This is a genomic window from Pseudomonas sp. Pseusp18 (genome assembly GCF_059506005.1).
The window spans coordinates 6,384,510-6,410,153 of record NZ_CP169240.1 but is presented as its reverse complement, the minus strand read 5'-3'; the positions used below and the strand labels follow the sequence as shown (position 1 = coordinate 6,410,153).

Here is a 25,644-nt window from a genome sequence, read left to right as displayed (position 1 = left end):
GCTTTGCCATAAATCAAGTCACAAAGATCCCTCTCCCGGCGCTGTTGGTGGTTAACGCTGTCAGCCAGCGCCGGTTTTTTTCCCAATGACCGCCTAGAAGTCTGCCGCCATGCGTCCTGCCCGTGCCCTGATCGACCTTCAAGCCCTGCGTCACAACTACCGGATTGCCCGTGAAGTCACGGGTGCCCGTGCCCTCGCGGTGATCAAGGCAGATGCCTATGGCCATGGCGCGGTGCGTTGCGCTCAGGCGCTGGAAGCCGAGGCGGACGGCTTTGCCGTGGCGTGTATCGAAGAGGCCCTGGAGCTGCGCGCCGCCGGTATTCGTGCGCCGGTGTTGCTGCTGGAAGGTTTTTTCGAAGCCGATGAGTTGGCGCTGATCGTCGAGCATGACTTCTGGTGTGTGGTGCATTCGTTGTGGCAACTCGAAGCCATCGAAAAAGCCACGCTGAGCAAACCGATCACGGTGTGGCTCAAGCTCGACTCCGGCATGCATCGGGTTGGCCTGCATCCAGCGGATTACCAGGCAGCCTATCAACGGCTGCTGGCCAGCGGCCAAGTGGCGAAGATCGTGTTGATGAGTCACTTCGCCCGCGCCGATGAACTGCACTGCCACGCCAGCGTCGATCAGGTCGCGGTATTCGAAGCGGCGCGTAAGGGGTTGGCGGCCGAAATCAGCCTGCGTAACTCGCCGGCGGTGCTTGGTTGGCCGCAGATTCCGAGCGATTGGGTGCGCCCGGGCATCATGCTCTACGGCGCGACGCCGTTCGAAGAGGCCAATGCCGTGGCGTCTCGCCTGCAACCGGTGATGACTCTGGAATCGAAGGTGATTTGCGTGCGTGAACTGCCGGCCGGCGAGCCGATTGGTTACGGCGCGAAATTCATCACCCCCAAACCGATGCGTGTGGGTGTGGTGGCGATGGGGTATGCCGACGGCTATCCGCGCCAGGCTCCGAGCGGCACGCCGGTGCTGGTGGCCGGGCAGCGCAGTCAATTGCTGGGGCGGGTATCGATGGACATGCTCTGCGTCGACCTGACCGACGTCCCGCAAGCCGGCCTCGGTTCGCCCGTCGAGTTGTGGGGTAAAAATATTCTCGTCAGTGACGTCGCGACGGCCGCCGACACGATTCCTTATCAGATCTTCTGCAACCTGCGTCGGGTTCCGCTGCTCTATTCCGGGGCCTGACCAACAGCGCTCCCGACCGAAAGTCGCTTCGCCAGGCTGGATTCAGGCGCAAGTGTTGTAAATACTGAACGCTGTCGCCATGATAACGCTCAATATTCTTGCAACCTGAATCCCTGGAGGCTCCAGCATTGGACGTCGGTGAACGACTGCAATCGATCCGTAAGCTCAAAGGTCTTTCCCAGCGTGAGCTCGCCAAACGCGCGGGTGTTACCAACAGCACCATATCGATGATCGAGAAGAACAGCGTCAGCCCCTCGATCAGTTCGCTGAGGAAGGTACTGGGCGGGATTCCCATGTCCATGGTCGAGTTCTTTTCCGAAGAAATCCTGCAGGAAAAGCCGACTCAGATCGTCTACAAGGCCCACGAGCTGATCGATATTTCCGATGGCGCAGTGACCATGAAGCTCGTCGGCCGGGCTCACCCGAGCCGCGCGATCGCGTTCCTCAACGAAATCTACCCGCCAGGCGCCGACACCGGTGAGGAGATGCTCACCCACGAGGGCGAGGAAACCGGGATTCTGGTGGAAGGTCGGCTGGAACTGGTGGTAGGGCTCGAAACATTTGTGCTCGAGGCCGGCGACAGCTACTACTTTGAAAGTACCAAGCCGCACCGTTTCCGGAATCCGTTCGATGCCCCGGCGCGACTAATCAGCGCAGCCACTCCAGCGAATTTCTAAGAGACACGGCGTCGTGCCCGGATTGCACAGACGCCCATGCTGTATTCCCGCCTTGTGATAAGACCCCTTCGACTTTGGGGTTGTTTCAGTGTGGCGGGCTTACCGCTATACTTGCGCCCGCCTGCGAACCGTGGCCGCAGGCGTGACTAGCCACCATTGAGGGTGTACGCGTGAACCTAATTATGAAAATGCTGGCCGCACCAGCAACCGTATTGGCCCTTTGGGCAGTCAGCGCACAAGCTGCGACCAACGACGATATCGCTAAACGTCTTGAACCAGTCGGCCAAGTCTGTGTGCAGGGTAAAGAATGCAAGGGGATGGAAGTCGCTGCTTCGGTTGGCGGCGGTGCGTCGAAAACGCCTGACGAAATTATTGCCAAACACTGCAATGCTTGCCATGGCACCGGCCTGTTGGGCGCACCCAAGATCGGTGATGCCGCAGACTGGAAAAAACGTGCCGATAAAGAAGGCGGCACCGCTGCTGGCTTGGCGAAGGTAGCGTTGAGCGGGCTCAATGCGATGCCGCCAAAAGGCACCTGCAGTGACTGCGAACTGAAAGACCTTGAAGGCGCCATCCAGAAGATGTCTGGCCTGAAATAAGCCTGTTTTCAACGAAAAGCCGCTTGCGAGCGGCTTTTTTGTGCCTGCGATTTGCCTGAGGCTATTCTTTGCAGCAAAGACCCGGCAAGCTCGGTCCAACCCAATTCATGGGGTGGGCGGGAGGATCAGATGGTGCAGTTGTGTTCTATCGAGCAGGCGGTCGATGATGTCCTGGCACGATTGCCGGCGCATATCCACATGGGCCTGCCGCTGGGGCTGGGCAAACCCAACCCCTTCGTCAACGCGCTGTATCAACGCATCGCGCAACTGCCCGAGCGGCAGCTGACGGTCTACACCGCCCTGTGCCTTGGACGCCCGCCCTTGGGCGATGGTTTGCAAAAGCGCTTCCTCGAACCCTTTATCGAGCGGGTGTTCGGCGATTACCCTGAACTGGATTTCCTCGCTGACCTGCGTCGCGACAGTCTGCCGAACAACATCCGCATTCATCAGTTCTTCATGCAGCCGGGCAGCCTGTTGAACAGCGCCCCGGCCCAGCAGGATTACGTCAGTAGCAATTACAGCCACGCCGCGCGGGACATCAACGCCGCCGGATTGAACCTGGTGGCGCAACTGGTCGCCAGCCACAGCGAACATCCCGATCGCCTGAGCCTGAGCTGCAACCCGGACATCACCCTCGACCTGTTGCCGATGATCGCCAAGCGCCGGGCGGCGGGGGAGACGATCCTGATGGTGGGCCAGGTGCACAACGACTTGCCGTACATGCCCGGTGACGCGGAAGTCGGCATCGACACCTTCGACCTGCTGATCGACGCCAAGGACAACACAACGTTGTTCTCCACACCGAACATGCCGGTGGGTTGCCAGGATCATTTCATCGGGCTGCACGCCAGCACGCTGGTGCGCGATGGCGGCACCTTGCAGATCGGCATCGGCGCCATGGGCGATGCCCTGACGGCGGCGTTACTGGCGCGGCAGGCGGACAGTGACGGTTACAAGGCGTTGCTGGCGGATCTGAATCTCAGCCAGTGGACGCAGCTGATCGAGCGCGAAGGGGGCATCGAACCGTTCGCCAAGGGCCTTTATGGTTGCAGCGAAATGTTCGTCAACGGCTTGCTGGTGTTGGCCGACGCCGGGATCGTGCGACGCAAGGTCTACCCGGATGTGTCGACCCAGCAGCAGGCCAACGCCGGCACGTTGAACGAAGCCGCGCAAACCGATGGCATCTCGGTACATGGCGGTTTTTTCCTCGGGCCGCGCAGTTTCTACGAGCGCTTGCGCGAGTTGCCGCAGAGCAAGCGGCTCGAATTCAACATGACCCGCATCAGCTACATCAACGAGCTCTACGGCCAGGAAGAACTCAAACGCTTGCAGCGCCTTGATGCGCGCTTCATCAACACTGTGTTCACCATGACCCTGCTCGGCGCCGGCGTGGCCGATCAACTTGAAGACGGGCGGGTGCTGAGCGGCGTTGGCGGGCAATACAACTTCGTCGCTCAAGGCCATGCGCTGGAAGGCGCGCGTTCGATCCTGCTCCTGCGCAGTTGGCGTGAGTCGGGCGGTGAGGTCAGTTCGAACATCGTCTGGGAGTACGGCCATTGCACGATCCCACGGCATCTGCGGGACATTGTCATCACCGAGTACGGCATCGCCGATCTGCGGGGCAAGACCGACGCGACGGTGATCGAGGCGTTGCTGAACATCTGCGACTCACGCTTCCAGCCGGGGCTGATCGAGCAGGCGCAGAACGCTGGCAAATTGCCGAAGCATTTCCGCCTCGATCCGCGTTTCGCCGACAACAGCCCGCAGCGTTTACAGGCGATTCAGGCGCGGCATTCGAATCTGTTTCCGGAATATCCGTTGGGCTGCGATTTCACGGCGCAGGAGCGGGATTTATTGCGGGCGCTGAACTGGTTGAAGAGCAAGTTCAAGCTCACGGAGATTCTGGAATTGGGCAAGGCGGCGCTGGATGCGCCGGAGCCGGCGGAGTTTTCCGAGCATCTGGAGCGGATGCAGCTGACGAAGCCGGAGGGGTTGAAAGAGGATTTGTTTCAGCGGTTGTTGCTCACTGGCCTGAAAGCTACCGCCGGTTGATCGGGATTTCTCCGGTAATCAGAGATCGCCAAGATCGCAGCCTTCGGCAGCTCCTACAGGGGTTGTGTGCACCTGTGAAATAACGGGGTACTCGGTTCCTGTAGGAGCTGCCGCAGGCTGCGATCTTTGCGTTTGGCTAGTTAGTCAATAAAAGTCACGACACCACCAGCCAGCGACTGCACCCGAGCCAACGATTCAACCCGATAACCCTGAGCATCCAGCTCCGCCCGGCCACCCTGAAACGACTTCTCGATCACGATGCCCAGACCGGCCACGGTCGCGCCGGCCTGTTTGATGATCGAGATCAGCGCTTGCGACGCCTTACCGTTGGCCAGGAAGTCGTCGATGATCAGCACGCGGTCGCTGCTGGTCAGGTGGCGAGGGGAGATCGCCACGGTGCTTTCGGTCTGCTTGGTGAACGAGTAAACGGTCGCCGACAGCAGGTTTTCAGTCAGGGTCAGGGACTGATGCTTGCGCGCGAAAATCACCGGTACGCCGAGGTTCAGGCCGGTCATGATCGCCGGGGCGATACCCGAGGCTTCGATGGTGACGATCTTGGTGATGCCCGAATCCTTGAACAGCGAGGCGAATTCGTCGCCGATCAGCTTCATCAGGGCCGGGTCGATCTGGTGGTTCAGAAAGGCGTCGACTTTCAGGACCTGGTCGGAAAGCACGATGCCTTCTTCGCGAATTTTCTTGTGCAGTGCTTCCATGAAGCTGTCCTCTGTTGGCGTCTGTTGCGCCGAAGGTCTAAATAAATGTGGTCAATTCTAGCGCTTTAGCATTGCGCGTATATCTGCCAATGCGCTGTTGCCACGAACGGCTTTGACTTCGGTCGGGGTGTCGTCGTTACCTTCCCAGGCCAGGTCGTCCGGCGGCAGTTCATCGAGGAAGCGGCTGGGCGCGCAGTCGATGATCTCGCCATATTGCTTACGCTTGGCGGCGAAGGTGAAAGCCAGTGTCTGACGCGCTCGGGTAATCCCGACGTAGGCCAGGCGGCGTTCCTCTTCGATGGTGTCGGCTTCGATGCTGGAGCGATGCGGGAGGATTTCCTCTTCCATGCCCATGATGAACACGTAAGGGAATTCCAGGCCCTTGGAGGCGTGCAAGGTCATCATCTGCACACCTTCGGCGCCGTCTTCCTCTTCCTGCTGACGCTCCAGCATGTCGCGCAGCACGAGTTTGCCGATGGCGTCTTCGACGGTCATCTCGCCGTCTTCGTCTTTTTCCAGCGTGTTCTTCAGCGCCTCGATCAGGAACCAGACGTTACCCATGCGGTAATCGGCGGCCTTGTCACTGGAGCTGTTGGTGCGCAGCCAGTTCTCGTAGTCGATGTCCATGACCATGCTGCGCAGGGCGGAGATCGGGTCTTCGCCGGCGCACTGCTCGCGGACCTTGTCCATGAAACGCTTGAAGCGCGACAGGCGATCGGTGAAGCGGCTGTCCAGGTGTTCGCCCAGGCCGATTTCGTCGGTGGCGGCGTACATCGAGATTTTTCGCTCGGTGGCGTAGTTGCCCAGCTTCTCCAAGGTGGTCGAACCGATCTCCCGGCGTGGGACGTTGATCACCCGCAGGAAGGCGTTGTCGTCGTCCGGGTTCACGATCAGGCGGAAGTAGGCCATCAGGTCCTTCACTTCCTGACGTCCGAAAAAGCTGTTGCCGCCGGACAGTCGGTAAGGCACCTGGTGATGCTGCAGCTTCAGCTCGATCAGCTTGGCCTGGTAGTTGCCGCGATACAGAATCGCGAAATCGCTGTAGGGCCGGTCGGTGCGCAAGTGCAGGCTGAGGATTTCCACGGCCACGCGCTCGGCTTCGGCGTCTTCGTTGCGGCAGCGGATCACGCGGATCTCGTCGCCGTGACCCATTTCACTCCACAGCTGCTTTTCGAATTCGTGCGGGTTGTTCGAAATCAGCACGTTGGCGCAGCGCAGGATGCGGCTGGTGGAGCGGTAGTTCTGCTCCAGCATCACCACTTTCAGGGACGGGTAGTCGTCCTTGAGCAGCATCAGGTTTTCCGGGCGGGCGCCGCGCCAGGCGTAGATCGACTGGTCGTCGTCGCCTACCACGGTGAACTGGTTGCGTTTGCCGATCAGCAGTTTCACCAGCAAATACTGGCTGGCGTTGGTGTCCTGGTATTCGTCCACCAGCAGGTAGCGGACCTTGTTCTGCCATTTTTCCAGGATGTCGTCGTGTTCCTGGAACAGTTTTACCGGCAGCAGGATCAGGTCGTCGAAGTCCACCGCGTTGAACGCCTTGAGCGTGCGCTGGTAGTGGGTGTAGACGATGGCGGCGGTCTGTTCCTTGGGGTTGCGTGCGTTTTCCAGGGCTTCGGGCGGCAGGATCAGGTCGTTTTTCCAGGCGCCGATCATGTTCTTGATCTCGTCGACGCCGTCGTCGCCCGAGTATTCCTTCTGCATGATGTCGGTCATCAGGGCTTTGACGTCGGTCTCGTCGAAGATCGAGAAGCCCGGTTTATAGCCCAGCCGCACATGTTCCTTGCGGATGATGTTCAGGCCCAGGTTGTGAAAGGTGCACACCGTCAGGCCGCGGCCTTCACCGCCCTTGAGCAGCGTGCCGACCCGTTCCTTCATCTCCCGCGCGGCCTTGTTGGTAAAGGTCATGGCGACGATGTACTGGGCACGGATGCCGCAGCTCTGGATCAGATGCGCAATTTTGCGGGTGATCACGCTGGTCTTGCCGGAGCCTGCGCCGGCGAGCACCAAAAGAGGGCCGCCGACGTAGCTCACGGCTTCTTGCTGCCGGGGATTGAGTCGGGACATACGAAATCAGGGAGTCGTTAGCGAAATGGGCCGGCATTTTAACAGGCTCAGAGAATTGTGCTGCTCTCTCCGACTTGTGACGCAACACGCGATCTCTATTTGCCGGTTTTGATACTTTCACGCAGGATGCGCAATGAATTCGCGTCTAATGTACGTATTCAAGACTCGAAGTCGTGTTTGATAACCGATGATATTGGGTCATTGGTTACCCGAGCGGCATAATGCGCGCCGCCTACATCTTTGCAGAGTCTAGGGAGCTAGCTTGTCTACGCCTGTCGAACCCTTGCGTTTGCTGCTACTGGCCCAAGAGCCAGCGTGGGCAGCGTTGTTGCGCGAGTGTCTGGCTCCAATGGGGAGTTCGGCAGTGCTGCTCAGCGCGCCGAGCTGGGAGTCGGTCAGCAACCTGTTCGATGACAACCGCAGCGCGGTGTTGTTGACGATTCCTGCTCTGCAGCCGGCACCCGGCCGTTGCAGCCTGCCGACGGTGTTGCTGCTCGAACACGAGCCGCTGGCGCCGCCCGACGGTGTGAGCGACTGGCTGGTGCGCAATCTGCTGGATTCCGGCATGTTGCGCCGCTGTCTGCGTCATGTGCGTGAGCGCGGGGTGCTGGAAAACACCTTGCAGCGCCTGGCCGAGCAGGATCCGCTGACTGGCATCGCCAACCGTCAGGGTTTCCAGACTTTGCTGGCGGCGCGTCTGGCGGACAACGACGGCCGCGGCCTGGCCCTCGGTCACCTTGACCTCGACAACTTTCGACACGCCAACGACGCCCTCGGCCATCAGGCAGGTGATCGGTTGATCCTGCAAGTGGTCTCGCGGCTGAAAAGCCAGCTGGAGGCCGGCGATCAACTGGCGCGGCTGGGTAGCGATGAGTTCGCCCTGCTGATCGACACCCGCCGCGCGCCGCAGCGCGCTGAATGGATGGCCGAACGGATTACCGAAGCCTTGTCCGAACCCTACTGGATCGACGGCGAAAGCCTGTTGATCGGTTCCAGTCTCGGCATTGCTCACGCCCGGGCGCAGGCCGGCGCCGACCCGCTGATGTGGCATGCGCACATCGCCATGCAGCAGGCCAAGAGTACTCAAGGCTGCACCTTCCACATCTTCAACGAGCGGATCAATCGCAATGCCCGCAGCATCGCCGACCTTGAAAGCGAGCTGCGTCGGGCCTTACGTCGCGATGAGCTGGAGTTGCATTACCAGCCACGCCTGAACCTTGCGGACGGCCAGATCGTCGGCCTCGAAGCCTTGGTGCGCTGGCGTCATGGCGAACGCGGTTTGCTGCCCCCCAGCGAATTCGTGCCACTGGCCGAGCAAAGCGGCTTGATCGTGCCGCTGGGTTACTGGGTGATTTCCCGAGCCCTGCGGGACATGCAGGCGTTGCGTGAGCGGGGCCTGCCGGCGCTGCACATGGCGATCAACCTGTCGTTCCGGCAGTTTCAGGACAGCCAGTTACTGTCGACCCTGAGCCGGCTGATTGCCGAGCGTGGCGTCGAGGCGCAATGGCTGGAATTCGAACTGACCGAAACCGCGGTGATGCGTCGCAGTGACCTGGTCAAGCAGACCATGGACGCCCTCGGGCGGCTCGGTGTGCGCTTCTCGCTGGACGATTTCGGCACCGGGTTCTCATCGTTCGTGCACCTGAACAGCCTGCCGATCGCCTTGTTGAAGGTCGACAAGAGCTTTGTCGGCGGCATGGAAGAGCGGGAAGAGAATCGCAAACTGGTGCACGCCATGATCAACCTGGCGCACAACCTCAACCTCGAAGTGGTTGCCGAAGGGGTGGAAACACCGGAGCAGCTGGATTTGTTGCGCGGGTTTGGGTGCGATCAGGTGCAGGGGTATCTGATCAGCAAGCCGTTGCCGTTGGCGGAATTGGTTGAGTATTTAACCTTCGGCTCCAGCCAGCAGGTTGTGGTTGAGGCCATTTAAAAGATCGCAGCCTTCGGCAGCTCCTACACAGCGCGGTTGTGCGCGGTCCTGTAGGAGCTGCCGAAGGCTGCGATCTTTTGATCTTAATCCGGCTGAATCACCCGAAAGCTGTCTTGCGCTGAAGGCTCGCGCCGAATCATCCGCGTCATCTTCCACTCAAACGCCAGCGTCAGGCTCACCGCCGAACACGCCAGCCCCAGCGCCAACCCCCACCAGACGCCCGTCGGCCCCCAGTTCAGATGGAAGGCCATCCACCACGCGGCCGGCGCACCAATCAGCCAATAGCAGCCCAAACCCACCAGGAACGTGGTCTTGGCATCCTTGAGTCCGCGAATGCAGCCCATGGCAATGGTTTGCGTGCCGTCGAACAGCTCGAACCACGCCGCCACCGCCAACAAGCTCACGGCCAGTTCGATGACCGGGCGAAAGGCTGGGTCGTTGTGGTCAAGGAACAAGCCGATCAACTGATTCGGCAGTAGCCAGAAGACCATCGCAAACCCCAGCATCGACACCGCCCCGAAGGCGATGCCGACCCGTCCGGCTAGCCGCGCATCCAGCAATTGCCCGGCGCCGTAATGCTGGCCGATGCGCATGGTGATCGCGTAGGAAAGCCCCGCCGGCACCATGAACGCCACCGAGACGATTTGCAGGGCGATCTGGTGCGCCGCCAGTTGCGTGCTGCCCATGGTGCCCATGCACAGCGCGGCGAAGGCAAACAGGCCGACTTCCACCGCATAGGTGCCGCCAATCGGCAGGCCCAGGCGCCACAACTCCTTCAAGTACTGACGATTGGGCCGCGACAGGCCCTGGCGCAACGGATAAGCGTCATAGGCCGGGTGCCGACGAATGTGCAGCGCGAGCGCCAGCGCCATGAGGTTGGCCACGATCGCTGTGACCAGACCGATGCCCATCAGGCCCATTTTCGGCAGGCCGAACATGCCGGTGATCAACGCGTAGTTGAGCAGGAAGTTGGCCACGGTGCCGCCGAGGCTGATGACCATCACCGGCGTCGCCCGGCCGATGGCGCTGGTGAAGCCGCGCAGTGCCATGAAACTCAGGTAGCCGGGCAGGGCGAACGGCAGGATCAACAGGAACTGGCCGGCGGCCTGGACGTTGGTTGCGGTCTGGCCGAACAGCAGCAACACCGGTTTGAGGTTCCACAGCAGCAGGCCCGCCACCAGCGCCATCAACCAGGCCAGCCACAAACCGGCCTGGGTCAGCCGCGCTGCGCCGATGATGTCGCCCGCGCCCTGACGGATCGCCACCAGGGTGCCGACCGCCGCGATCACGCCGATGCAGAAGATCGACACGAACGAATACGTCGCCGCGCCCAGACCGCCGCCGGCCAGCGCCTCGGGACTAAGGCGCGCCATCATCAAGGTGTCGGTGAGGACCATCAACATGTGCGCCAACTGCGAGGCAATCAACGGCCCCGCCAGCCGTAGGATGGCCCAGAGTTCAATACGCGCTGGATGCTGCATGATCATCACGCTCGATTGTCAGAGAAAACAGGAAGCGTCGATTCTCGGCGCTCTGCGGGGTTTCCACAAAGGGATAAAAAGGATGGGTGGCATGATTAAAACTCATGCTCGGGACTTTCTGATAAGTTGAGGCAACCGCGCTATAGGAGGTTTCCCAATGTCTCGTCGTCTCCCTCCCTTGTATGCCCTTCGAGCATTCGAAGCGGCGGCGCGGCATAGTTCGTTTACCCGCGCCGCCGAAGAGTTGTCGATCACACAAAGTGCGGTCAGCCGGCACATTCGTACGCTCGAAGAGCATTTCGCCTGTCGGCTGTTTCATCGCAGCGGGCGCAACCTGCAACTGACCGAGTCGGCGCGGCTGATCCTGCCGGGCATTCGCGAAGGCTTCACCGCCCTTGAACGGGCCTGCAACACCTTGCGCGCCGAAGACGACATCCTGCGCATGAAAGCCCCGTCGACCCTGACCATGCGCTGGCTGTTGGCGCGGCTCAGCCGTTTTCGCCACCTGCGACCGGGGAACGAGGTGCAATTGACCAGTGCCTGGATGGACGTCGATACGGTGGACTTCAACCACGAACCCTTCGACTGCGCCGTCATCCTCAGCAACGGGCATTTTCCACCGGACTGGGAGACGACTTTGCTGTTCCCCGAAGAGTTGATTCCGGTGGGCGCGCCGAATCTGCTGAAGGATCAACCGTGGGACGTTGCGCGCCTGGCCAGCACCGAACTGCTGCACCCGACGCCGGACCGCCGTGACTGGCGCAACTGGCTGGAGCGCATGGGCCTGAGCGATCAGGTCTCGCTCAAGGGCGGGCAGGTGTTCGACACCCTGGAGTTGGGCATGATCGCTGCCGCCCGTGGCTACGGCGTGTCCATGGGTGATTTGCTGATGGTCGCGGAGGATGTCGCGCAGGGACGTCTGAGTTTGCCGTGGCCGACGGCCGTTGCCAGTGGTGAGAATTATTACCTGGTCTGGCCGAAAACCCGTCCCGGAGGTGAACGTTTGCGTAGGCTCAGCGATTTCCTGCAAGGCGAAGTCCGGGCCATGGAATTGCCGGATGTCGAACGACTGGGCTGAATCGATGGAGCCGCTGCAATGGCGGCCTTGAGCCATATCCCCGTTAATCACTCAAGTATTCGGCTTTGCCGCCGAAAATCTGCTGATGGAACCTTCGTACCAGGCTCCACGTTTTCCCACTATCAGAAATTTTGCCGAGTGCGACGGGATCAGGATGATCCGGCCCACTGGGTCAGGAGCTGTCATGTCTCAACCTCGTGCTCGGATTGCCTCACAGCTGGGTCTTGCGCTTGCCGTGATACTGGCGATTGTCATCAGCGGCAGCACCGTGTTTGCCCTGCGCTCGCTGGACGCTGCCAACCTCGCCACCCGCGAAGAGCACCTGGCCAGCGAGGCGCGGCTGCTGGCAGATCAGCTGAGCACGTTCCACGGCACGTTGCGTGAGAGTACCCAGCGCCTCAGCGGCCTGTTCGAGAAGCGCTTCAGCGCCGGTTTGAGCGTGCACCCGGATGAGCCGGTGGCCGTGGCGGGCGTGCAGACCCCGGGCCTGCACCTGGGCGGCGAAGTGTTGAACAACAACTTCAAGGAAGTGGACGAGTTCAAGCAAATGACCGCCGGCGTCGCGACACTGTTCGTGCGCAGTGGCGAAGATTTCATTCGGGTCAGCACGTCCCTGAGCAAACAGGACGGCACCCGGGCCATCGGCACATTGCTGGATCACGCTCACCCGGCTTATGCGCGCTTGATGGCCGGGCAGAGCTACGTCGGCCGCGCCTTGCTCTTCGAACGGTCCTACATGACTCAGTACACCCCCGTACGCGACAGCGGCGGTAAGGTGATTGCCGTGCTGTTCGTGGGATTCGATTACACCGACGCCCAGAACGCCCAGTTCGAAAACCTCAAGCGCTTCCGCATCGGCCAGACCGGCTCCCTGGCGCTGCTCGACGAGCAGAACAAATGGCTGGTGCCGATCGCCGGTGTGCAAGCATTGGACGTGGCCGTCCCGGCCATCGTCGGTCTGGCCAAGACACCGGGCAAGGGCGATTTCTGGAGCGACAAGTCGCAAGACTTCTACAGCATTGCCGTACCGTTCGAAGGCGGGCCGTGGTCGGTGGTGGCGAGCATGCCGAAAGCGGAAATCCGCGCGGTGACCTGGAGCGTCGGCATTCGTCTGGCCATCGGCAGCCTGTTGGCGATGTTGCTGGCGGTGGGTTCGGCGGTCTGGTTGTTGCGCAGTAAACTGGCGCCGCTGGGGGATCTGGTGCGTCAGGCCGAAGCCTTGGGCGCCGGTGATTTGAGCGTGCGCCTGAATGTGTCGAGCAACGACGAAATCGGTCAGTTGGCCCGCGCTTTCAACCAGATGAGCCAGGCTTTGTCGACCATGGTCGAGCACATTCGTAGAGCCTCGGAAGAGGTCAACAGCCGCGCCCAAGCGTTGTCTGGCTTGTCCGGTGGTGCCTATGAAGGGATGGAGCAGCAGTCCGGCGAAATCACCAGCATGGCCGGCGCCGTGGAAGAGTTCAGCGCCACCTCGTTGAACATTGCCGACAACATGGGCAACACCCAGCGCCTGGCGCAGGAAAATGCACAGCAAACCCAGATCGGTCGTACGTCGATGGACGAAGCGTCCTCGTCTCTGGAACAAATCGCCGGTGCGCTGAACAGCACCGCGACGGTAATCAACACCTTGGGTCAGCGCTCCCAGGAAATCGGTGGCATCGTCGGGGTGATCACCGCGATCGCCGAGCAAACCAATTTGTTGGCGCTCAACGCTGCCATCGAAGCCGCCCGTGCCGGTGAACAAGGTCGTGGGTTTGCGGTGGTGGCCGATGAGGTGCGTAACCTGGCCTCACGTACTCGCCAGGCCACTGACGAAATTTCCGGGATGATCCAGAGTATCCAGCAGGAAACCGGCAACGCGATCAGCACCATGGAGCAGGGTAACGTGCTGATGCAGGAAGGCCTGTCGCGCAACGCCAACGTCGCCTCAGCCCTGGCGCGGATCGATGAGCAAAGCCGCTCGGCCGGTCAGCAGTTCGCCGCCATCACCACCGCGACCCAGGAACAAAGCAGCACCGCGACCTTGCTCAGCAGCAACCTGCAAAGCATCGCCCTGGCGAACAGTGAGCAGCGGGAAGTGGTGTCGAACCTGGCGGTGACTGCCAAAGAGCTGGAGAAGCTCGCGGCGGACTTGCGGCATGAGGTTGATCGGTTTCGTTGAGGCGCTGCCCAAATCGCCATCGCGAGTAGGCTCGCGATGGCATCAACTCGATTCTCCGCGTTACCCACAAGCCCCTTATCGACGATCATTTGGCATTTGCCATCGTGATCTCGATTTTTATGCTTGCTGAAACGTTTCTTCAAGTTTATAAAAATGGCACAACTCCAATAAAGGCTGCTGCCATGACCCCGCTCAAACTCTTCGTTGCCCTCAGCGCACTGTCCGCTGCTTCCCACGCCATGGCCTGGGATTACGTCCTGCTCGATACCGACAAAGCCGCCCAGAACTGGCAGATCACCAGCCAGCAACTCGGCGTAAAAACCGCCAAACCCTTCTCCGTGACCCTGCGCACCTTGCACGGCGGTCGGCAGGAGGGTGTCAGCATCGTCGACATCGATAACGGCACGATGAAACTCTCGGTGGTGCCGACTCGCGGTATGAACGTGCTGCAAGCTTCGGTCGGCAATGTGCGCATGGGCTGGGATTCGCCGGTCAAGGAAGTGGTCAACCCGTCCTTCATCGAACTCAACGGTCGCGGTGGCCTGGGCTGGCTGGAAGGTTTCAATGAGCTGGTCACCCGCTGCGGCTACGAATGGGTCGGCCATCCCGGCATGGACAATGGCGAGCTGCTGACCCTGCACGGTCGCGCCGCTAACATCCCGGCCAACAAAGTCACCCTGCACATTGATGAAAAACCGCCATACGCCATCAGCCTGCGCGGTGAACTGAAAGAGCAGGCATTCAAGAAAGTCGATTTCTCCGTCGCAACCGAACTGGTTACCGAGCCCGGCAGCGTCGTGTTCGCCCTCAACGACACCCTGACCAACAACGGTGATTATCCGAAGGAATACCAGGCGCTGTATCACAGCAACTTCAGCACACCGTTCCTGGAGCAGGGCGCCCGCTTCGCCGCGCCGGTGAAGCAGGTCTCACCGTTCAACGACAAAGCCAAGGGCGATCTGCCGGATTGGCAAACCTACCGCGCACCGACCAAGGACTACGACGAGACGGTTTACAACGTGGTGCCATATGCCGATGCCAAGGGCGATACGTTGACCGTGCTGCATAACAAGGCCGGCAGCCTGGGTGTCTCGGTCGGCTTCAATACTCAAACACTGCCGGTGTTCTCCCTGTGGAAAAACACCGATACCCAGGGCCAGGGCTATGTCACGGGGCTGGAGCCGGGAACGAGCTTTTCCTATAACCGCCGGTATCAGCGGCCACTGAACCTGGTGCCGACAATTGCGCCGAAGGAACAGAAGCAGTTCCGTATCAGCTACAGCTTGTTGGCGGATAAGGCGGCTGTGGATAAGGCGTTGAAGCGGGTGAGCGAGATTCAGGGTGGTCGGGAGACTGAAGTGCGGCAGACGCCGTTGGTTGATCTGACCAAGGGGTGACACGGACTAGAGTGTTGTTGGCCGATATTGCAGCGCTTCGGCCAGGTGTTCACGGGTGATGCCATCGACTTGTTCAAGGTCTGCCAGAGTGCGAGAGACCTTGAGCAGTCGATGGGCCGCACGAAGGGACAAAGTCAGTCGCTCACACGCCGTTTCCAGCCAGGTTTCGTCAACTGTGGATAACTTGCAGTGCTTGCGCAGGCCCGGTAAATCGAGAAAAGCATTGGCGCAGCCCTGGCGTTTCTGTTGCCGCTCCCGTGCATCGGCGACCAGCGCGGCCGAGGTCGCGGTGTCGTCGCCGGGCTTCGACGCTGGGTTCAGCGCCGTAGCCTCCCGAGCAACCGTCAGGTGCAGATCGATGCGGTCCAGCAGTGGCCCCGACAGCTTGTTGCGATAGCGCTGCACCATGTCCGGCGTACAGGAGCAACGGCCACTTGGCTCGCCAAGATATCCACAGGGGCAGGGATTCATCGCGGCGACCAGTTGAAAGCGCGCCGGAAAGCGTACGCGGTCCTTGGCGCGGGAAATCACGATGTGGCCGGATTCCAATGGCTCTCTCAACACCTCCAATACCTTGCGATCAAACTCTGGAAGCTCATCGAGGAACAACACGCCATGGTGGGCGAGGGTGATTTCGCCGGGTTGCGGTTTCGAGCCGCCGCCTACCAGTGCAGGGCCTGAGGCGGAGTGGTGGGGCTGTCGGAAGGGGCGCTGTGGCCAATGACTCAACGGCACACAACTGGCGACCGATTGAATCGCCGCGACTTCCAGTGCTTCGCTCTCGACCAATGGCGGTAACAGCCCCGGCAGACGACTCGCCAACAACGTTTTTCCCGTCCCCGGCGGCCCGCTGAACAACAGGTTATGAGCCCCCGCCGCCGCAATCAGCAAGGCTCGCTTGGCCGCAAGTTGTCCCTGAACTTCATTCAAGTCGGGATAGGGTTTGCTGGCGTAGAGCAAACCGTTGGAAGCGTAGGGTTCGATGGGCGTGTGACCATTGAAATGCGCGACCGCTTGAAGCAGATGATCCACCGCAATCACCTTCAACCCCGAAGCCAGGCACGCCTCTTCGGCATTCGCTCGTGGGACTACCAGCGTGCGCCCGGCCTTGCGCGCCGCCAGCGCAGCCGGCAACACCCCGCGAACCGCACGCACTGCGCCTGACAGCGCCAGCTCTCCCAGGCACTCCACGTCATCCAGCGTCAACGTCGGCACCTGCACGCTGGCCGACAGAATCCCCAAGGCAATCGCCAGATCGAATCGCCCGCCATCCTTCGGCAAATCGGCAGGGGCGAGATTCAAGGTGATGCGCCGTGCCGGAAATTGCAGGCCGGAATTGATGATCGCGCTGCGTACCCGGTCCTTGCTTTCCTTCACCGCCGCCTCGGGCAGCCCGACCATGGTCAGCGACGGCAAGCCGTTAGCCAGATGCACTTCGACGGTGACGGCGGGCGCATCCACGCCGACTTGGGCGCGGCTGTGGACGATGGATAGGGACATGGTCGTTCCTTGAGCTGACAGGGAACCGCTTCCTGCGGGTTTTTGAAGGGTAGTCGTGGGCAGATGATTTAGCGTTGTGGCGGAGTAACCAAACTTTCGCAGGATGTTGCTGGGCGAGCTGATTCCAGTCAGTTAAGTCGTAACGCAATCTGTACCAGCCTTCGGCAGCTGCTACACAGGTTACGTCGCGGCTGGTATTTGGGCGTAATCAACTGAGGAGCTAGTTTTTTTGTAGGACCGGGCCTGGATAGATGAAGGACTTCGGTGAAAGAGCTCGGACGCTCTTGTCGGATCGGGGTGGCTGCTTATGATCACAGTTGATCAAGCCCTCAGGAGGGGAGATGAGCAATTCTGGAATGCGGCCGATTCATCCTGGCGAAATCCTTGAAAAGGAGTTTCTTGAGCCAATGGGCATTACGGCGGCTGGTTTGGCTAGCTCGTTGAATGAGGTTGGAGATGAGGTGAGTGCCCTTGTGATGCAGGAGAGCGATGTAGGCCCTGATCTTGCCGAGAGGCTTTCCATTTACCTGAACACCACGCCCGAACTCTGGCTAAACCTGCAATCGACCTACGATCAGCGCAGGGCCGAAATCGAGCGTGGTTGAGCTTCGGGTGCTTGCATCACCCGCGAAGCACGCTTCCACCAAGAGGCATTGAGCGGACGGCGGCGGAGGAAGTTGCCGGGATGTTTGCGGGGCTTAAGATCAAAAGATCGCAGCCTTCGGCAGCTCCTACGGGGCGGTTGTTCCAGCGCGGGGCGGCTGGAACACCGTGGTGACTCTAATCGCGAGCAGGCTCGCCCCCACAGTAGATCCCATTGCCAAGGGAACCGGCGGGGTTATTCGGTGGGTGGATTGAGCTTCGCTTCCAGCTCCGCCACTTTCGCTTCAAGGCTCTCCAACCGGGCGCGTGTCCGTGTGAGCACGACCATCTGGCTGTCGAATTCTTCACGGCTTACCAGATCCAGTTTGCTGAAGCCGCTTTGCAGCAGGGCCTTGAACTGGCTTTCGATTTCGCTTTTCGGCAGTGGGGTGTCGCCGCTGAAGAGGCGGGAGGCGGTGCCGCTCAGGGCGTCGAGGAAGTCTTTTGGCGCGAGCATGGGAAATGTCCTGTCAACAATGACGGGCAGTGTATCACGCAGTGTCTATAGTCAATCTCGGCGGCTGGGATGCACGCTTTTCGCGCATACGAGTGGGCGGTCGCGCACTGTTGTTGTGCGTAACCGTTGCGTCAATCGACTGGAAGGGCCTGTGGCAGCGGCCAAGGGCTTGAAATCAATGGGTTTTGGATAGATGGCAAGCTTTCTGCTTAGTCGCTGGTGACCCATGCACTGATGCAGTCGCTGTGACGAATGCAGTGCGCCAAGCGGAACGGGGGAAGTTTCGTGCGGAGTGGTTAGCTGGCGTCGGATGGGCAGGTAAGGCCGACGATGCGTTACAAAGCCAGGCACTGCGCTTAGACTTGAGTCGGGTTTGTTTTCCTGGGGCAAGTCCACCAATTCGGGAGAGAGTTTTCATGAAGCTAGTCACTGCCATCATCAAGCCGTTCAAACTGGACGACGTGCGCGAGTCGCTGTCCGAGATCGGCGTGCAGGGCATTACCGTTACTGAGGTCAAAGGCTTCGGTCGGCAGAAGGGTCACACCGAGCTGTATCGCGGCGCGGAGTACGTGGTCGATTTTCTGCCTAAGGTGAAGATCGATGTCGCCATTGACGACAAGGATCTGGACCGGGTTATCGAGGCGATAACCAAGGCCGCCAACACCGGCAAGATCGGTGACGGCAAGATCTTCGTGGTCAATCTGGAACAGGCGATTCGCATCCGTACCGGCGAAACCGATACCGACGCAATCTAAGCCGCCACAAACCCAACGCCCCAGGAGAAAACAAAATGACTCTGCGTAAATTCGCAGGGCTAGGAGCCCTGTTGTCCATCGTAATGCCTGGCCTGGCCATGGCGGCAGATCCGGTGGCGCCTCCAGTCCTCAATTCCGGCGATACCGCCTGGATGATGACCTCGACAGCCCTTGTGCTGTTCATGACCATCCCCGGCCTCGCGCTGTTCTACGGCGGCATGGTTCGTTCCAAAAACGTTCTTTCGTTGATGATGCAATGCTTCGCCATTACCGGCCTGGTCACCATCCTGTGGTTCCTTTACGGCTACAGCATGGCGTTTGACACAACGGGTATGGAAGCTAACGTCGTCAACCTCAATTCGTTTGTCGGCAGCTTCGCCAAGGCATTCCTCGCCGGCATCACGCCTGCCAGTATTACCGGCCCCGCGGCGCTGTTTCCCGAGGCGGTGTTTGTCACCTATCAGATGACCTTCGCCATCATCACCCCCGCGCTGATCGTCGGTGCTTTCGCCGAGCGGATGAAGTTCTCCGCAATGCTGGTGTTCATGGGGATCTGGTTCACCCTGGTTTACGCGCCGATTGCGCACATGGTCTGGAGCGGTCCGGGTTCGCTGTTGGGCGACTGGGGCGTGCTCGACTTCGCAGGCGGCACCGTGGTGCACATCAACGCCGGTGTGGCCGGGCTGATCGCCTGTCTGGTACTGGGCAAGCGTAAAGGCTTCCCAACCACCCCGATGGCTCCGCACAACCTCGGCTATACCCTGATGGGTGCCGCGATGCTCTGGGTTGGCTGGTTCGGTTTCAACGCCGGTTCCGCTGCCGCAGCCAACGGCACAGCCGGTATGGCCATGCTGGTGACTCAGATCGCTACCGCCGCCGCAGCCTTGGGCTGGATGTTTGCCGAGTGGCTGACCCACGGCAAACCTAGCGCACTGGGTATCGCTTCGGGCGTGGTGGCCGGTCTGGTTGCGATCACTCCTGCGGCGGGTACCGTTGGCCCGATGGGCTCGATGATCATCGGTCTGGCAGCAGGCGTGGTGTGCTTCTTCTGCGCGACTACCCTGAAACGCAAAATGGGTTACGACGACTCCCTCGACGCCTTCGGCGTGCACGGTATCGGCGGTATCCTCGGCGCGATCCTGACGGGTGTGTTCGCGGCACCGTCCCTGGGTGGCTTCGGCACCGTCACCGACATCGCGGCTCAAGTCTGGATTCAGTGCAAAGGCGTGGGCTTCACGGTGATCTACACCGCGATCGTCACCTTCATCATCCTCAAGGTGCTGGACGCTGTCATGGGTCTGCGTATCACCGAGGAAGAAGAGGCAGTCGGCATCGATCTGGCGCTGCACAACGAACGCGGCTACAACTTGTAAGCACGCCTATAAAAAAATGCCCGGCTTGCCGGGTATTTTTTTGTCTTGATTTTGTCAGTGAAGGAAAGGCTGAAAGGTTTTTTCATACACGTTCAGGGGCGTTTACAACGGGTGTTTTTCTGCGGCCAATGGCTTACACGATTGAAGGAATATTAGGGCCTTTGTTTTTTCCCAGAGCGCGCTAGAATGCGCCCCGAACGTGCGGAGAACTGTATGTGGCAACAGACTCTGATTACCCTGCGGGCACGGCCCCGGGGCTTTCATCTGGTAACGGACGAGTTACTCGCCGGCTTGCCTGAACTCAAGGCGTGTCGGGTCGGTCTGTTGCATTTGTGGCTACAGCATACCTCGGCGTCGTTGACCATCAACGAAAACGCCGATCCGGCGGTACGTCGCGACTTCGAACGATTTTTCAATCGTCTGATCCCACAAGGAACGGACGACTATGAGCATAACGACGAAGGCCAGGACGACCTCCCGGCGCACTTCAAGGCCAGCGTGCTTGGCTGTCAGCTCAGTTTGCCAATCTCGGCAGGCCGACTGGCGTTGGGAACCTGGCAAGGCGTTTATCTGGGCGAGCACCGTGATCATGGCGGTGCTCGTAAAGTCCTCGCCACCGTGCACGGTGAAGGGGCATAAACCGCTGGTCACCAGCGGTGGTTGAATTTTTTCCGGCAGCCTTCGACAGGAGGCAAAGCTGGGCTATAACTAATCTGCTTTTCGCAAGTCATGAGGTAGAACATGAGCGACGATGATCTGGAAAACGACGACCTCGAAGTAGGCGACGACGACGAAACCGAAGAAGGCTTGGAAGCGGCGGCTGAAGACGTCGCTGAAGACGACGGCGGTGATGTGCCGGTTCCGACTGCCAAAGGCAAAGCCAAGGCAGCGGTATCGGTCGACGAGCTGCCGAGCGTTGAAGCCAAGAACAAGGAACGCGATGCCCTGGCCAAGGCCATGGAAGAGTTTCTGGCACGGGGTGGCAAGGTGCAGGAAGTGGAGGCCAATGTGGTCGCCGATCCTCCCAAGAAGCCTGATAACAAGTACGGCAGCCGGCCTATCTAAGCGCCTGCTTCCTGCTTGCTGAAAAAGCCCGCCGTCGCTGCGGGCTTTTTCATGGGCGAAAATCAAAAAATCGCAGCACCTCAAATATCGGCTGAGTTCCAGCGGGCCAACAACCCCGGCAACTCGGTCAAACTGCGAATCTCGGCATCCGGCGCCTTCTCGGCTTCCCACACTTTGCCCGCCGGGTTAAACCAGATCGCTCGCAATCCAGCCTGCTGGGCACCGGCAATGTCATCGCCGGGATGATCGCCGATATGCACCGCGGTTTCAGCGGTCGCGCCGCCACGTTGCAGCGCTTCATGAAACAGTCGCGCATCCGGTTTGGCGATGCCGATGTCTTCGGCGCACAGGGCAAACTTGAAGTAATCCGCCAGGCCCAGTCGGCGCACATCGGCGTTGCCGTTGGTCACTACACCGAGGGCGTAGTGCTTGGCCAGCGTCTCCAGCGTCGGCTCGACTTCGGGGAATACTTCCAGCTGATGCCGGGCATGCAGAAACACTTCAAAACTTTGATCAGCCAGGTCTGAGGCTTGGCCATGGTCGTAACCAGCCTCTTCCAGAGCATGGAAAAGCACCCGCCGACGCAGCGCGCTGATACGGTGCTTGAGGCTCGGCTCGTTGCTCAACACCCGCTCGCGAATCGACCACAAATGCTCCACCGGCACCGCGCCCAGGTTCGGCGCATGCTCGGTCAGCCATTCACGCAATATGGCTTCGGCGCTGGCGATTACCGGTGCGGTGTTCCACAGGGTGTCGTCGAGATCGAAAGTGATCAGTTGGATGGTCATGAATCATCGCCTTTAATGCGTTTGGCCCGTGGATGGGCGCTGTCGTAGACCGTCGCCAGGTGCTGGAAGTCCAGGTGGGTGTAGATCTGGGTGGTCTTGATGTCCGAGTGGCCGAGCAGCTCCTGCACGGCGCGCAAGTCCTGAGAGGACTCCAGCAAATGGCTGGCGAAAGAGTGTCGCAACATGTGCGGGTGCAGGTTCTGCCCCAGTTCGCGCTCGCCGGCGGCCTTGACCCGCACCTGAATCGCCCGAGGGCCGAGGCGCCGACCTTGCTGGCTGACAAACACTGCGTCGTCTGCCGGGTTGGTCATGGCCCGCAACGGCAGCCATAGTTCCAATGCTTCGCGAGCCTTTTTGCCGACCGGCAACAGTCGGGTCTTGCTGCCTTTACCGAGGACCTGAACCATGCCGTCAGCCAGGTCCAGCTGATCGAGGTTGAGCCCGGTCAGTTCGGAAAGGCGCAAGCCGGAGGAATAGAACAGTTCCAGAATCGCCTGATCCCGACGCGCCAGAAAATCATCCTCTACCGCGCCTTCCAGCAGTTGCAGCGCACGGTCAGTGTCGAGGGTTTTCGGCAGGCGGCGTTCGCCCTTGGGCGGTGCCAGGCCATTGGCCGGGTCGTGGTCGCACAGGCCTTCACGGTTCAGATAGTGATAGAGCCCGCGCACCGCCGAGAGCAGTCGCGCCAGGCTGCGGGACGATTGGCCTTGTGCATGCAAGCGAGCGATCAGGCTGCGCAGCCGCTGGATGTCCAGCGCGGCCCAACTGCCGATGTTCTGTTTGACGCACCAGCCAAGTACTTTGTCGAGGTCGCGGCGGTAGGCGTACAGCGTATGCGGCGACACTTGCCGCTCACTGCGCAGGTGTTCGCAGTAAGCGTCCAGTTGCCGTTCCACGATCAGCGAACCGAGCGCAGGGAGTTGTTGACCCGTGGCAGCACGCGGCCCATGACTTCGGCGATGTAGCTGAGGAACAACGTGCCCACCGAACTCTTGTAGTGCTGTGGATCGCGGCTGGCGATGGCCAGAACACCGTGGATGCCCTGGTGGCTGATGGCGACGACGGCGGTGGAGCCGATCTGCTTGCGCTGTTCTTCGCCGAACAGGAAGTCCAGTTCATGCTCACGCAGGCTGCCGCAGACGCTTTTGTCTTCCGAGAGCAGGCCGCCGATGGCAGTTTGTGCGTCGGCATGGGTGACCCAGCGGCCTACCGGCATCGGGTTGTCGCCCAGCAGGATCAGGCTGACGAAGGGCACCTGAAAGTCCTGGCGCAGGCTGTCTTCGACGCTGATCACCACGTCTTCCAGGCTGGTTGCGTCCATCAATGTGAGAATCAGACGGCGGGTCTTGTCGAACAGGCGATCGTTGTCGCGGGCCACATCCATCAGGTGCGAGAGGCGATGACGCAACTCGATGTTGCGATCGCGCAGAATCGTCATCTGGCGTTCGACCAGCGAAATGGTGTCGCCACGCTGGTGCGGAATGCGCAGGGCCGGGAGCAGTTCTTCGTGCTCGATGAAGAAATCCGGATGAGCCTCCAGGTACGCGGCAATCGCCGCCGCCTCAAGGCTTTCGGAAGGGGATTCGTCGGGCTGTAGGGCGGGAACCTGGGGCTTGTCGGTCATGGATTTCGCTCACTCAAAGACGCACTTGTCCTTCGTATACGCGTACTGCCGGGCCGGTCATCATGACCGGTTGGCCAGGGCCTGCCCATTCAATGGACAGGCGCCCGCCGGGCAGGTCGATCAATAGCGGCGAATCCATCCACCCCTGGCTGATCGCGGCCACTGCGGCGGCACAGGCGCCGGTGCCGCAGGCCTGGGTTTCCCCGGTCCCGCGTTCCCAGACGCGCAACTGCGCGCGGTTCCGGTCGATGACCTGGAGAAAACCGACATTGACCCGCGCCGGGAAGCGCGGGTGATGTTCGATTTTCGGCCCCAGTTCATGCACCGGTGCATTGTTGATATCGCTGACCCGCAACACGGCATGGGGGTTGCCCATGGACACTGCGGCCAGTTCAACCGGGGCGCCATCGACGTCGACCTGATAGCTCACGGCCTGGCTCGGGGCTTCGAACGGAATCTCGGCCGGCACCAGGCGCGGGGCGCCCATGTTGACGCTGATCTGGCCATCGTTGCGGATGTCCAGTTCGATGATGCCGCTTTTGGTCTCGACGCGAATCTGCCGCTTGGCGGTCAGGCGCTTGTCGAGCACGAAGCGGGCGAAGCAGCGTGCACCGTTACCGCACTGTTCCACTTCGGAGCCGTCGGCGTTGAAGATCCGATAGCGGAAATCCACGTCCGGGTTGCTGGGCGCCTCGACGATCAGCAACTGGTCGAACCCGATGCCGGTGTGCCGGTCGCCCCATTGCTTGGCATGCTTGGGCAGAATGTGCGCGTGCTGGCTGACCAGGTCGAGAACCATGAAGTCATTGCCCAGGCCGTGCATCTTGGTAAAACGCAGCAGCATGGGGTTACTCCGGCAGCAGGCTTTCGCCAGCAAACAACTCGGCTACCGTCTCGCGGCGACGCACTTCGATTGCCTGATCACCGTCCACCAACACTTCAGCGGCGCGGCCGCGAGTGTTGTAGTTGGAACTCATGACAAACCCGTAGGCACCGGCCGAATGCACGGCCAGCAGGTCGCCTTCTTCCAGCGCCAGCTGACGGTCCTTGGCCAGGAAGTCGCCGGTTTCGCAGATCGGGCCGACGATGTCGTAGGCACGCGCGGCGGTATCGCGAGGGCGCACGGCGGTAACGTCCATCCAGGCCTGGTACAGCGCCGGGCGGATCAGGTCGTTCATGGCCGCATCGACGATGGCGAAGTCTTTGTGTTCGGTGTGCTTGAGGTACTCGACCTGGGTCAGCAGCACGCCGGCGTTGGCAACGATGAAGCGGCCTGGCTCGAACACCAGCGCCAGGTCACGACCGTCGAGACGTTCGCGCACGGCCTTGATGTAGTCGGCAGCCAATGGCGGCTCTTCATCGCGATAACGCACGCCCAAACCGCCACCCAGATCGATGTGGCGCAGGTAAATGCCGCAATCGCCGAGGCGGTCGACCAGGCCCAGCAGGCGGTCGAGGGCATCGATGAAGGGTGGCAGGGTGGTCAGTTGCGAACCGATGTGGCAATCGACGCCGACCACTTCCAGGTTAGGCAGTTGCGCGGCGCGGACATACACGTCTTCGGCGTCGGCGATGGCGATGCCGAACTTGTTTTCTTTGAGGCCGGTGGAAATGTACGGGTGCGTGCCGGCATCGACGTCCGGGTTGACGCGCAGCGAGATCGGCGCGCGAACGCCCAGCTCGGCGGCGACTACTTGCAGACGCTCGAGCTCGTCGGTGGATTCGACGTTGAAGCAGTGCACGCCGACTTCCAGGGCGCGACGCATGTCGTCACGGGTCTTGCCGACACCGGAGAACACGATCTTGTCGGCGCGGCCGCCAGCGGCCAGTACACGCTCCAGCTCGCCACGGGAAACGATGTCGAAACCGGCACCCAAACGGGCCAGGACATTCAGTACACCCAGGTTGGAGTTGGCCTTGACCGCAAAGCAGACCAGGTGCGACGTGCCGGCCAGCGCATCGGCGTAAGCCAGATACTGGGCTTCGATGTGGGCACGGGAGTAGACGTAGGTCGGTGTACCAAAGCGTTCGGCGATGGCGGACAGGGCAACACCTTCCGCGAACAGCTCACCGTCACGGTAGTTAAAAGCGTCCATGGC

The 25,644-nt window shown here is 60.7% G+C and carries 23 protein-coding genes; 13 read left to right on the top strand and 10 right to left on the bottom strand.

The window, feature by feature from the left end; translation table 11 throughout:
* Window positions 1-109 precede the first annotated feature (109 nt).
* The 4 genes from alr (at window position 110) to ACEN9A_RS28985 (ending at window position 4,511) form a co-directional block, all read left to right on the top strand.
* On the top strand, window positions 110-1,183 hold the full coding sequence (gene alr / locus ACEN9A_RS29000) for an alanine racemase (RefSeq protein ID WP_258671612.1): 1,074 nt from the start codon (window positions 110-112) through the stop codon (window positions 1,181-1,183).
* A 128-nt stretch (window positions 1,184-1,311) separates the two neighbouring features.
* Entirely contained in the window at window positions 1,312-1,860 is a 549-nt protein-coding gene (locus ACEN9A_RS28995; protein ID WP_018927504.1) for a cupin domain-containing protein, read from the top strand.
* A gap of 170 nt (window positions 1,861-2,030) precedes the next feature.
* Complete coding sequence (locus tag ACEN9A_RS28990; RefSeq protein WP_081625748.1) at window positions 2,031-2,459, top strand: c-type cytochrome; 429 nt, start codon at window positions 2,031-2,033, stop codon at window positions 2,457-2,459.
* A 129-nt stretch (window positions 2,460-2,588) separates the two neighbouring features.
* Entirely contained in the window at window positions 2,589-4,511 is a 1,923-nt protein-coding gene (locus ACEN9A_RS28985; protein WP_413387031.1) for an acetyl-CoA hydrolase/transferase C-terminal domain-containing protein, read from the top strand.
* A 140-nt stretch (window positions 4,512-4,651) separates the two neighbouring features.
* Here the strand turns inward: ACEN9A_RS28985 and ACEN9A_RS28980 are convergent, their stop codons facing one another.
* Both ACEN9A_RS28980 and rep read right to left on the bottom strand, forming a co-directional pair.
* Window positions 4,652-5,224, bottom strand: coding sequence for a xanthine phosphoribosyltransferase (locus tag ACEN9A_RS28980; protein WP_019650108.1), 573 nt, complete (start codon window positions 5,222-5,224; stop codon window positions 4,652-4,654).
* A 57-nt stretch (window positions 5,225-5,281) separates the two neighbouring features.
* A complete protein-coding gene (gene rep, locus ACEN9A_RS28975) occupies window positions 5,282-7,291 on the bottom strand; it encodes a DNA helicase Rep (RefSeq protein ID WP_018927510.1) in 2,010 nt (669 codons plus the stop codon).
* A 262-nt stretch (window positions 7,292-7,553) separates the two neighbouring features.
* On the opposite strand from rep, the gene ACEN9A_RS28970 reads away from it, so the two are divergent.
* Window positions 7,554-9,224: a putative bifunctional diguanylate cyclase/phosphodiesterase gene (locus ACEN9A_RS28970; protein WP_258671611.1), complete on the top strand. Its 1,671-nt coding sequence runs from the start codon at window positions 7,554-7,556 to the stop codon at window positions 9,222-9,224.
* A gap of 83 nt (window positions 9,225-9,307) precedes the next feature.
* On the opposite strand, the gene ACEN9A_RS28965 is transcribed toward ACEN9A_RS28970, so the two are convergent.
* Window positions 9,308-10,705 carry a NorM family multidrug efflux MATE transporter gene (locus ACEN9A_RS28965; RefSeq protein WP_258671610.1) on the bottom strand — a complete coding sequence of 466 codons (1,398 nt, stop codon included), beginning with the start codon at window positions 10,703-10,705 and terminating at the stop codon, window positions 9,308-9,310.
* 157 nt (window positions 10,706-10,862) lie between these two features.
* On the opposite strand from ACEN9A_RS28965, the gene ACEN9A_RS28960 reads away from it, so the two are divergent.
* From ACEN9A_RS28960 to ACEN9A_RS28950, 3 genes are all read left to right on the top strand, one after another.
* Window positions 10,863-11,783, top strand: coding sequence for a LysR substrate-binding domain-containing protein (locus ACEN9A_RS28960; protein ID WP_019580487.1), 921 nt, complete (start codon window positions 10,863-10,865; stop codon window positions 11,781-11,783).
* Between the two features lie 184 nt (window positions 11,784-11,967).
* The gene (locus ACEN9A_RS28955; RefSeq protein ID WP_258671609.1) at window positions 11,968-13,944 is read left to right on the top strand and encodes a methyl-accepting chemotaxis protein; all 1,977 of its coding nucleotides are present in this window, start codon (window positions 11,968-11,970) and stop codon (window positions 13,942-13,944) included.
* A 182-nt stretch (window positions 13,945-14,126) separates the two neighbouring features.
* Window positions 14,127-15,341 carry an aldose 1-epimerase family protein gene (locus ACEN9A_RS28950; RefSeq protein WP_028939141.1) on the top strand — a complete coding sequence of 405 codons (1,215 nt, stop codon included), beginning with the start codon at window positions 14,127-14,129 and terminating at the stop codon, window positions 15,339-15,341.
* Between the two features lie 6 nt (window positions 15,342-15,347).
* On the opposite strand, the gene ACEN9A_RS28945 is transcribed toward ACEN9A_RS28950, so the two are convergent.
* Complete coding sequence (locus ACEN9A_RS28945; protein WP_258671608.1) at window positions 15,348-16,841, bottom strand: YifB family Mg chelatase-like AAA ATPase; 1,494 nt, start codon at window positions 16,839-16,841, stop codon at window positions 15,348-15,350.
* 341 nt (window positions 16,842-17,182) lie between these two features.
* Between ACEN9A_RS28945 and ACEN9A_RS28940 the strand changes: the two genes are divergently transcribed.
* Window positions 17,183-17,446: a HigA family addiction module antitoxin gene (locus ACEN9A_RS28940; protein ID WP_018927527.1), complete on the top strand. Its 264-nt coding sequence runs from the start codon at window positions 17,183-17,185 to the stop codon at window positions 17,444-17,446.
* A gap of 233 nt (window positions 17,447-17,679) precedes the next feature.
* On the opposite strand, the gene ACEN9A_RS28935 is transcribed toward ACEN9A_RS28940, so the two are convergent.
* Window positions 17,680-17,940 (bottom strand): accessory factor UbiK family protein, encoded by a 261-nt coding sequence (locus ACEN9A_RS28935; RefSeq protein WP_258671606.1) that lies wholly within the window; start codon window positions 17,938-17,940, stop codon window positions 17,680-17,682.
* A gap of 416 nt (window positions 17,941-18,356) precedes the next feature.
* Between ACEN9A_RS28935 and glnK the strand changes: the two genes are divergently transcribed.
* The 4 genes from glnK to sutA all read left to right on the top strand — a co-directional run bounded on the left by glnK (window position 18,357) and on the right by sutA (window position 21,133).
* Window positions 18,357-18,695, top strand: coding sequence for a P-II family nitrogen regulator (gene glnK / locus ACEN9A_RS28930; RefSeq protein WP_002555808.1), 339 nt, complete (start codon window positions 18,357-18,359; stop codon window positions 18,693-18,695).
* Between the two features lie 35 nt (window positions 18,696-18,730).
* Window positions 18,731-20,068 carry an ammonium transporter gene (locus ACEN9A_RS28925; RefSeq protein WP_018927528.1) on the top strand — a complete coding sequence of 446 codons (1,338 nt, stop codon included), beginning with the start codon at window positions 18,731-18,733 and terminating at the stop codon, window positions 20,066-20,068.
* A 213-nt stretch (window positions 20,069-20,281) separates the two neighbouring features.
* Window positions 20,282-20,707 carry a secondary thiamine-phosphate synthase enzyme YjbQ gene (locus tag ACEN9A_RS28920; RefSeq protein ID WP_007941276.1) on the top strand — a complete coding sequence of 142 codons (426 nt, stop codon included), beginning with the start codon at window positions 20,282-20,284 and terminating at the stop codon, window positions 20,705-20,707.
* A gap of 102 nt (window positions 20,708-20,809) precedes the next feature.
* On the top strand, window positions 20,810-21,133 hold the full coding sequence (sutA, locus tag ACEN9A_RS28915) for a dormancy-specific transcriptional regulator SutA (RefSeq protein WP_018927530.1): 324 nt from the start codon (window positions 20,810-20,812) through the stop codon (window positions 21,131-21,133).
* 80 nt (window positions 21,134-21,213) lie between these two features.
* On the opposite strand, the gene ACEN9A_RS28910 is transcribed toward sutA, so the two are convergent.
* The 5 genes from ACEN9A_RS28910 to lysA are packed head-to-tail and all read right to left on the bottom strand — an operon-like array spanning window position 21,214 to window position 25,641.
* On the bottom strand, window positions 21,214-21,921 hold the full coding sequence (locus ACEN9A_RS28910) for an HAD family hydrolase (RefSeq protein ID WP_258671605.1): 708 nt from the start codon (window positions 21,919-21,921) through the stop codon (window positions 21,214-21,216).
* Window positions 21,918-22,817, bottom strand: coding sequence for a tyrosine recombinase XerC (gene xerC, locus ACEN9A_RS28905; RefSeq protein ID WP_018927532.1), 900 nt, complete (start codon window positions 22,815-22,817; stop codon window positions 21,918-21,920). The genes ACEN9A_RS28910 and xerC overlap by 4 nt, the downstream gene beginning before the upstream one ends.
* A gap of 2 nt (window positions 22,818-22,819) precedes the next feature.
* Window positions 22,820-23,545 (bottom strand): DUF484 family protein, encoded by a 726-nt coding sequence (locus ACEN9A_RS28900; protein ID WP_258671603.1) that lies wholly within the window; start codon window positions 23,543-23,545, stop codon window positions 22,820-22,822.
* Window positions 23,546-23,558: 13 nt separating this feature from the next.
* The gene (gene dapF, locus ACEN9A_RS28895) at window positions 23,559-24,389 is read right to left on the bottom strand and encodes a diaminopimelate epimerase (RefSeq protein ID WP_258671602.1); all 831 of its coding nucleotides are present in this window, start codon (window positions 24,387-24,389) and stop codon (window positions 23,559-23,561) included.
* Window positions 24,390-24,393: 4 nt separating this feature from the next.
* On the bottom strand, window positions 24,394-25,641 hold the full coding sequence (lysA, locus tag ACEN9A_RS28890; RefSeq protein ID WP_007941282.1) for a diaminopimelate decarboxylase: 1,248 nt from the start codon (window positions 25,639-25,641) through the stop codon (window positions 24,394-24,396).
* Window positions 25,642-25,644 lie beyond the last annotated feature (3 nt).

Coding starts and splice junctions, on each gene's coding strand:
- alr (WP_258671612.1), top strand. CDS start 110: ATGCGTCCTGCCCGTGCCCTGATCGACCTTCAAGCCCTGCGTCACAAC.
- ACEN9A_RS28985 (WP_413387031.1), top strand. CDS start 2,589: ATGGTGCAGTTGTGTTCTATCGAGCAGGCGGTCGATGATGTCCTGGCA.
- ACEN9A_RS28980 (WP_019650108.1), bottom strand. CDS start 5,224: ATGGAAGCACTGCACAAGAAAATTCGCGAAGAAGGCATCGTGCTTTCC.
- rep (WP_018927510.1), bottom strand. CDS start 7,291: ATGTCCCGACTCAATCCCCGGCAGCAAGAAGCCGTGAGCTACGTCGGC.
- ACEN9A_RS28965 (WP_258671610.1), bottom strand. CDS start 10,705: ATGCAGCATCCAGCGCGTATTGAACTCTGGGCCATCCTACGGCTGGCG.
- ACEN9A_RS28960 (WP_019580487.1), top strand. CDS start 10,863: ATGTCTCGTCGTCTCCCTCCCTTGTATGCCCTTCGAGCATTCGAAGCG.
- ACEN9A_RS28955 (WP_258671609.1), top strand. CDS start 11,968: ATGTCTCAACCTCGTGCTCGGATTGCCTCACAGCTGGGTCTTGCGCTT.
- ACEN9A_RS28950 (WP_028939141.1), top strand. CDS start 14,127: ATGACCCCGCTCAAACTCTTCGTTGCCCTCAGCGCACTGTCCGCTGCT.
- ACEN9A_RS28945 (WP_258671608.1), bottom strand. CDS start 16,841: ATGTCCCTATCCATCGTCCACAGCCGCGCCCAAGTCGGCGTGGATGCG.
- ACEN9A_RS28940 (WP_018927527.1), top strand. CDS start 17,183: ATGAGCAATTCTGGAATGCGGCCGATTCATCCTGGCGAAATCCTTGAA.
- ACEN9A_RS28935 (WP_258671606.1), bottom strand. CDS start 17,940: ATGCTCGCGCCAAAAGACTTCCTCGACGCCCTGAGCGGCACCGCCTCC.
- glnK (WP_002555808.1), top strand. CDS start 18,357: ATGAAGCTAGTCACTGCCATCATCAAGCCGTTCAAACTGGACGACGTG.
- ACEN9A_RS28925 (WP_018927528.1), top strand. CDS start 18,731: ATGACTCTGCGTAAATTCGCAGGGCTAGGAGCCCTGTTGTCCATCGTA.
- ACEN9A_RS28920 (WP_007941276.1), top strand. CDS start 20,282: ATGTGGCAACAGACTCTGATTACCCTGCGGGCACGGCCCCGGGGCTTT.
- sutA (WP_018927530.1), top strand. CDS start 20,810: ATGAGCGACGATGATCTGGAAAACGACGACCTCGAAGTAGGCGACGAC.
- ACEN9A_RS28910 (WP_258671605.1), bottom strand. CDS start 21,921: ATGACCATCCAACTGATCACTTTCGATCTCGACGACACCCTGTGGAAC.
- ACEN9A_RS28900 (WP_258671603.1), bottom strand. CDS start 23,545: ATGACCGACAAGCCCCAGGTTCCCGCCCTACAGCCCGACGAATCCCCT.
- dapF (WP_258671602.1), bottom strand. CDS start 24,389: ATGCTGCTGCGTTTTACCAAGATGCACGGCCTGGGCAATGACTTCATG.
- lysA (WP_007941282.1), bottom strand. CDS start 25,641: ATGGACGCTTTTAACTACCGTGACGGTGAGCTGTTCGCGGAAGGTGTT.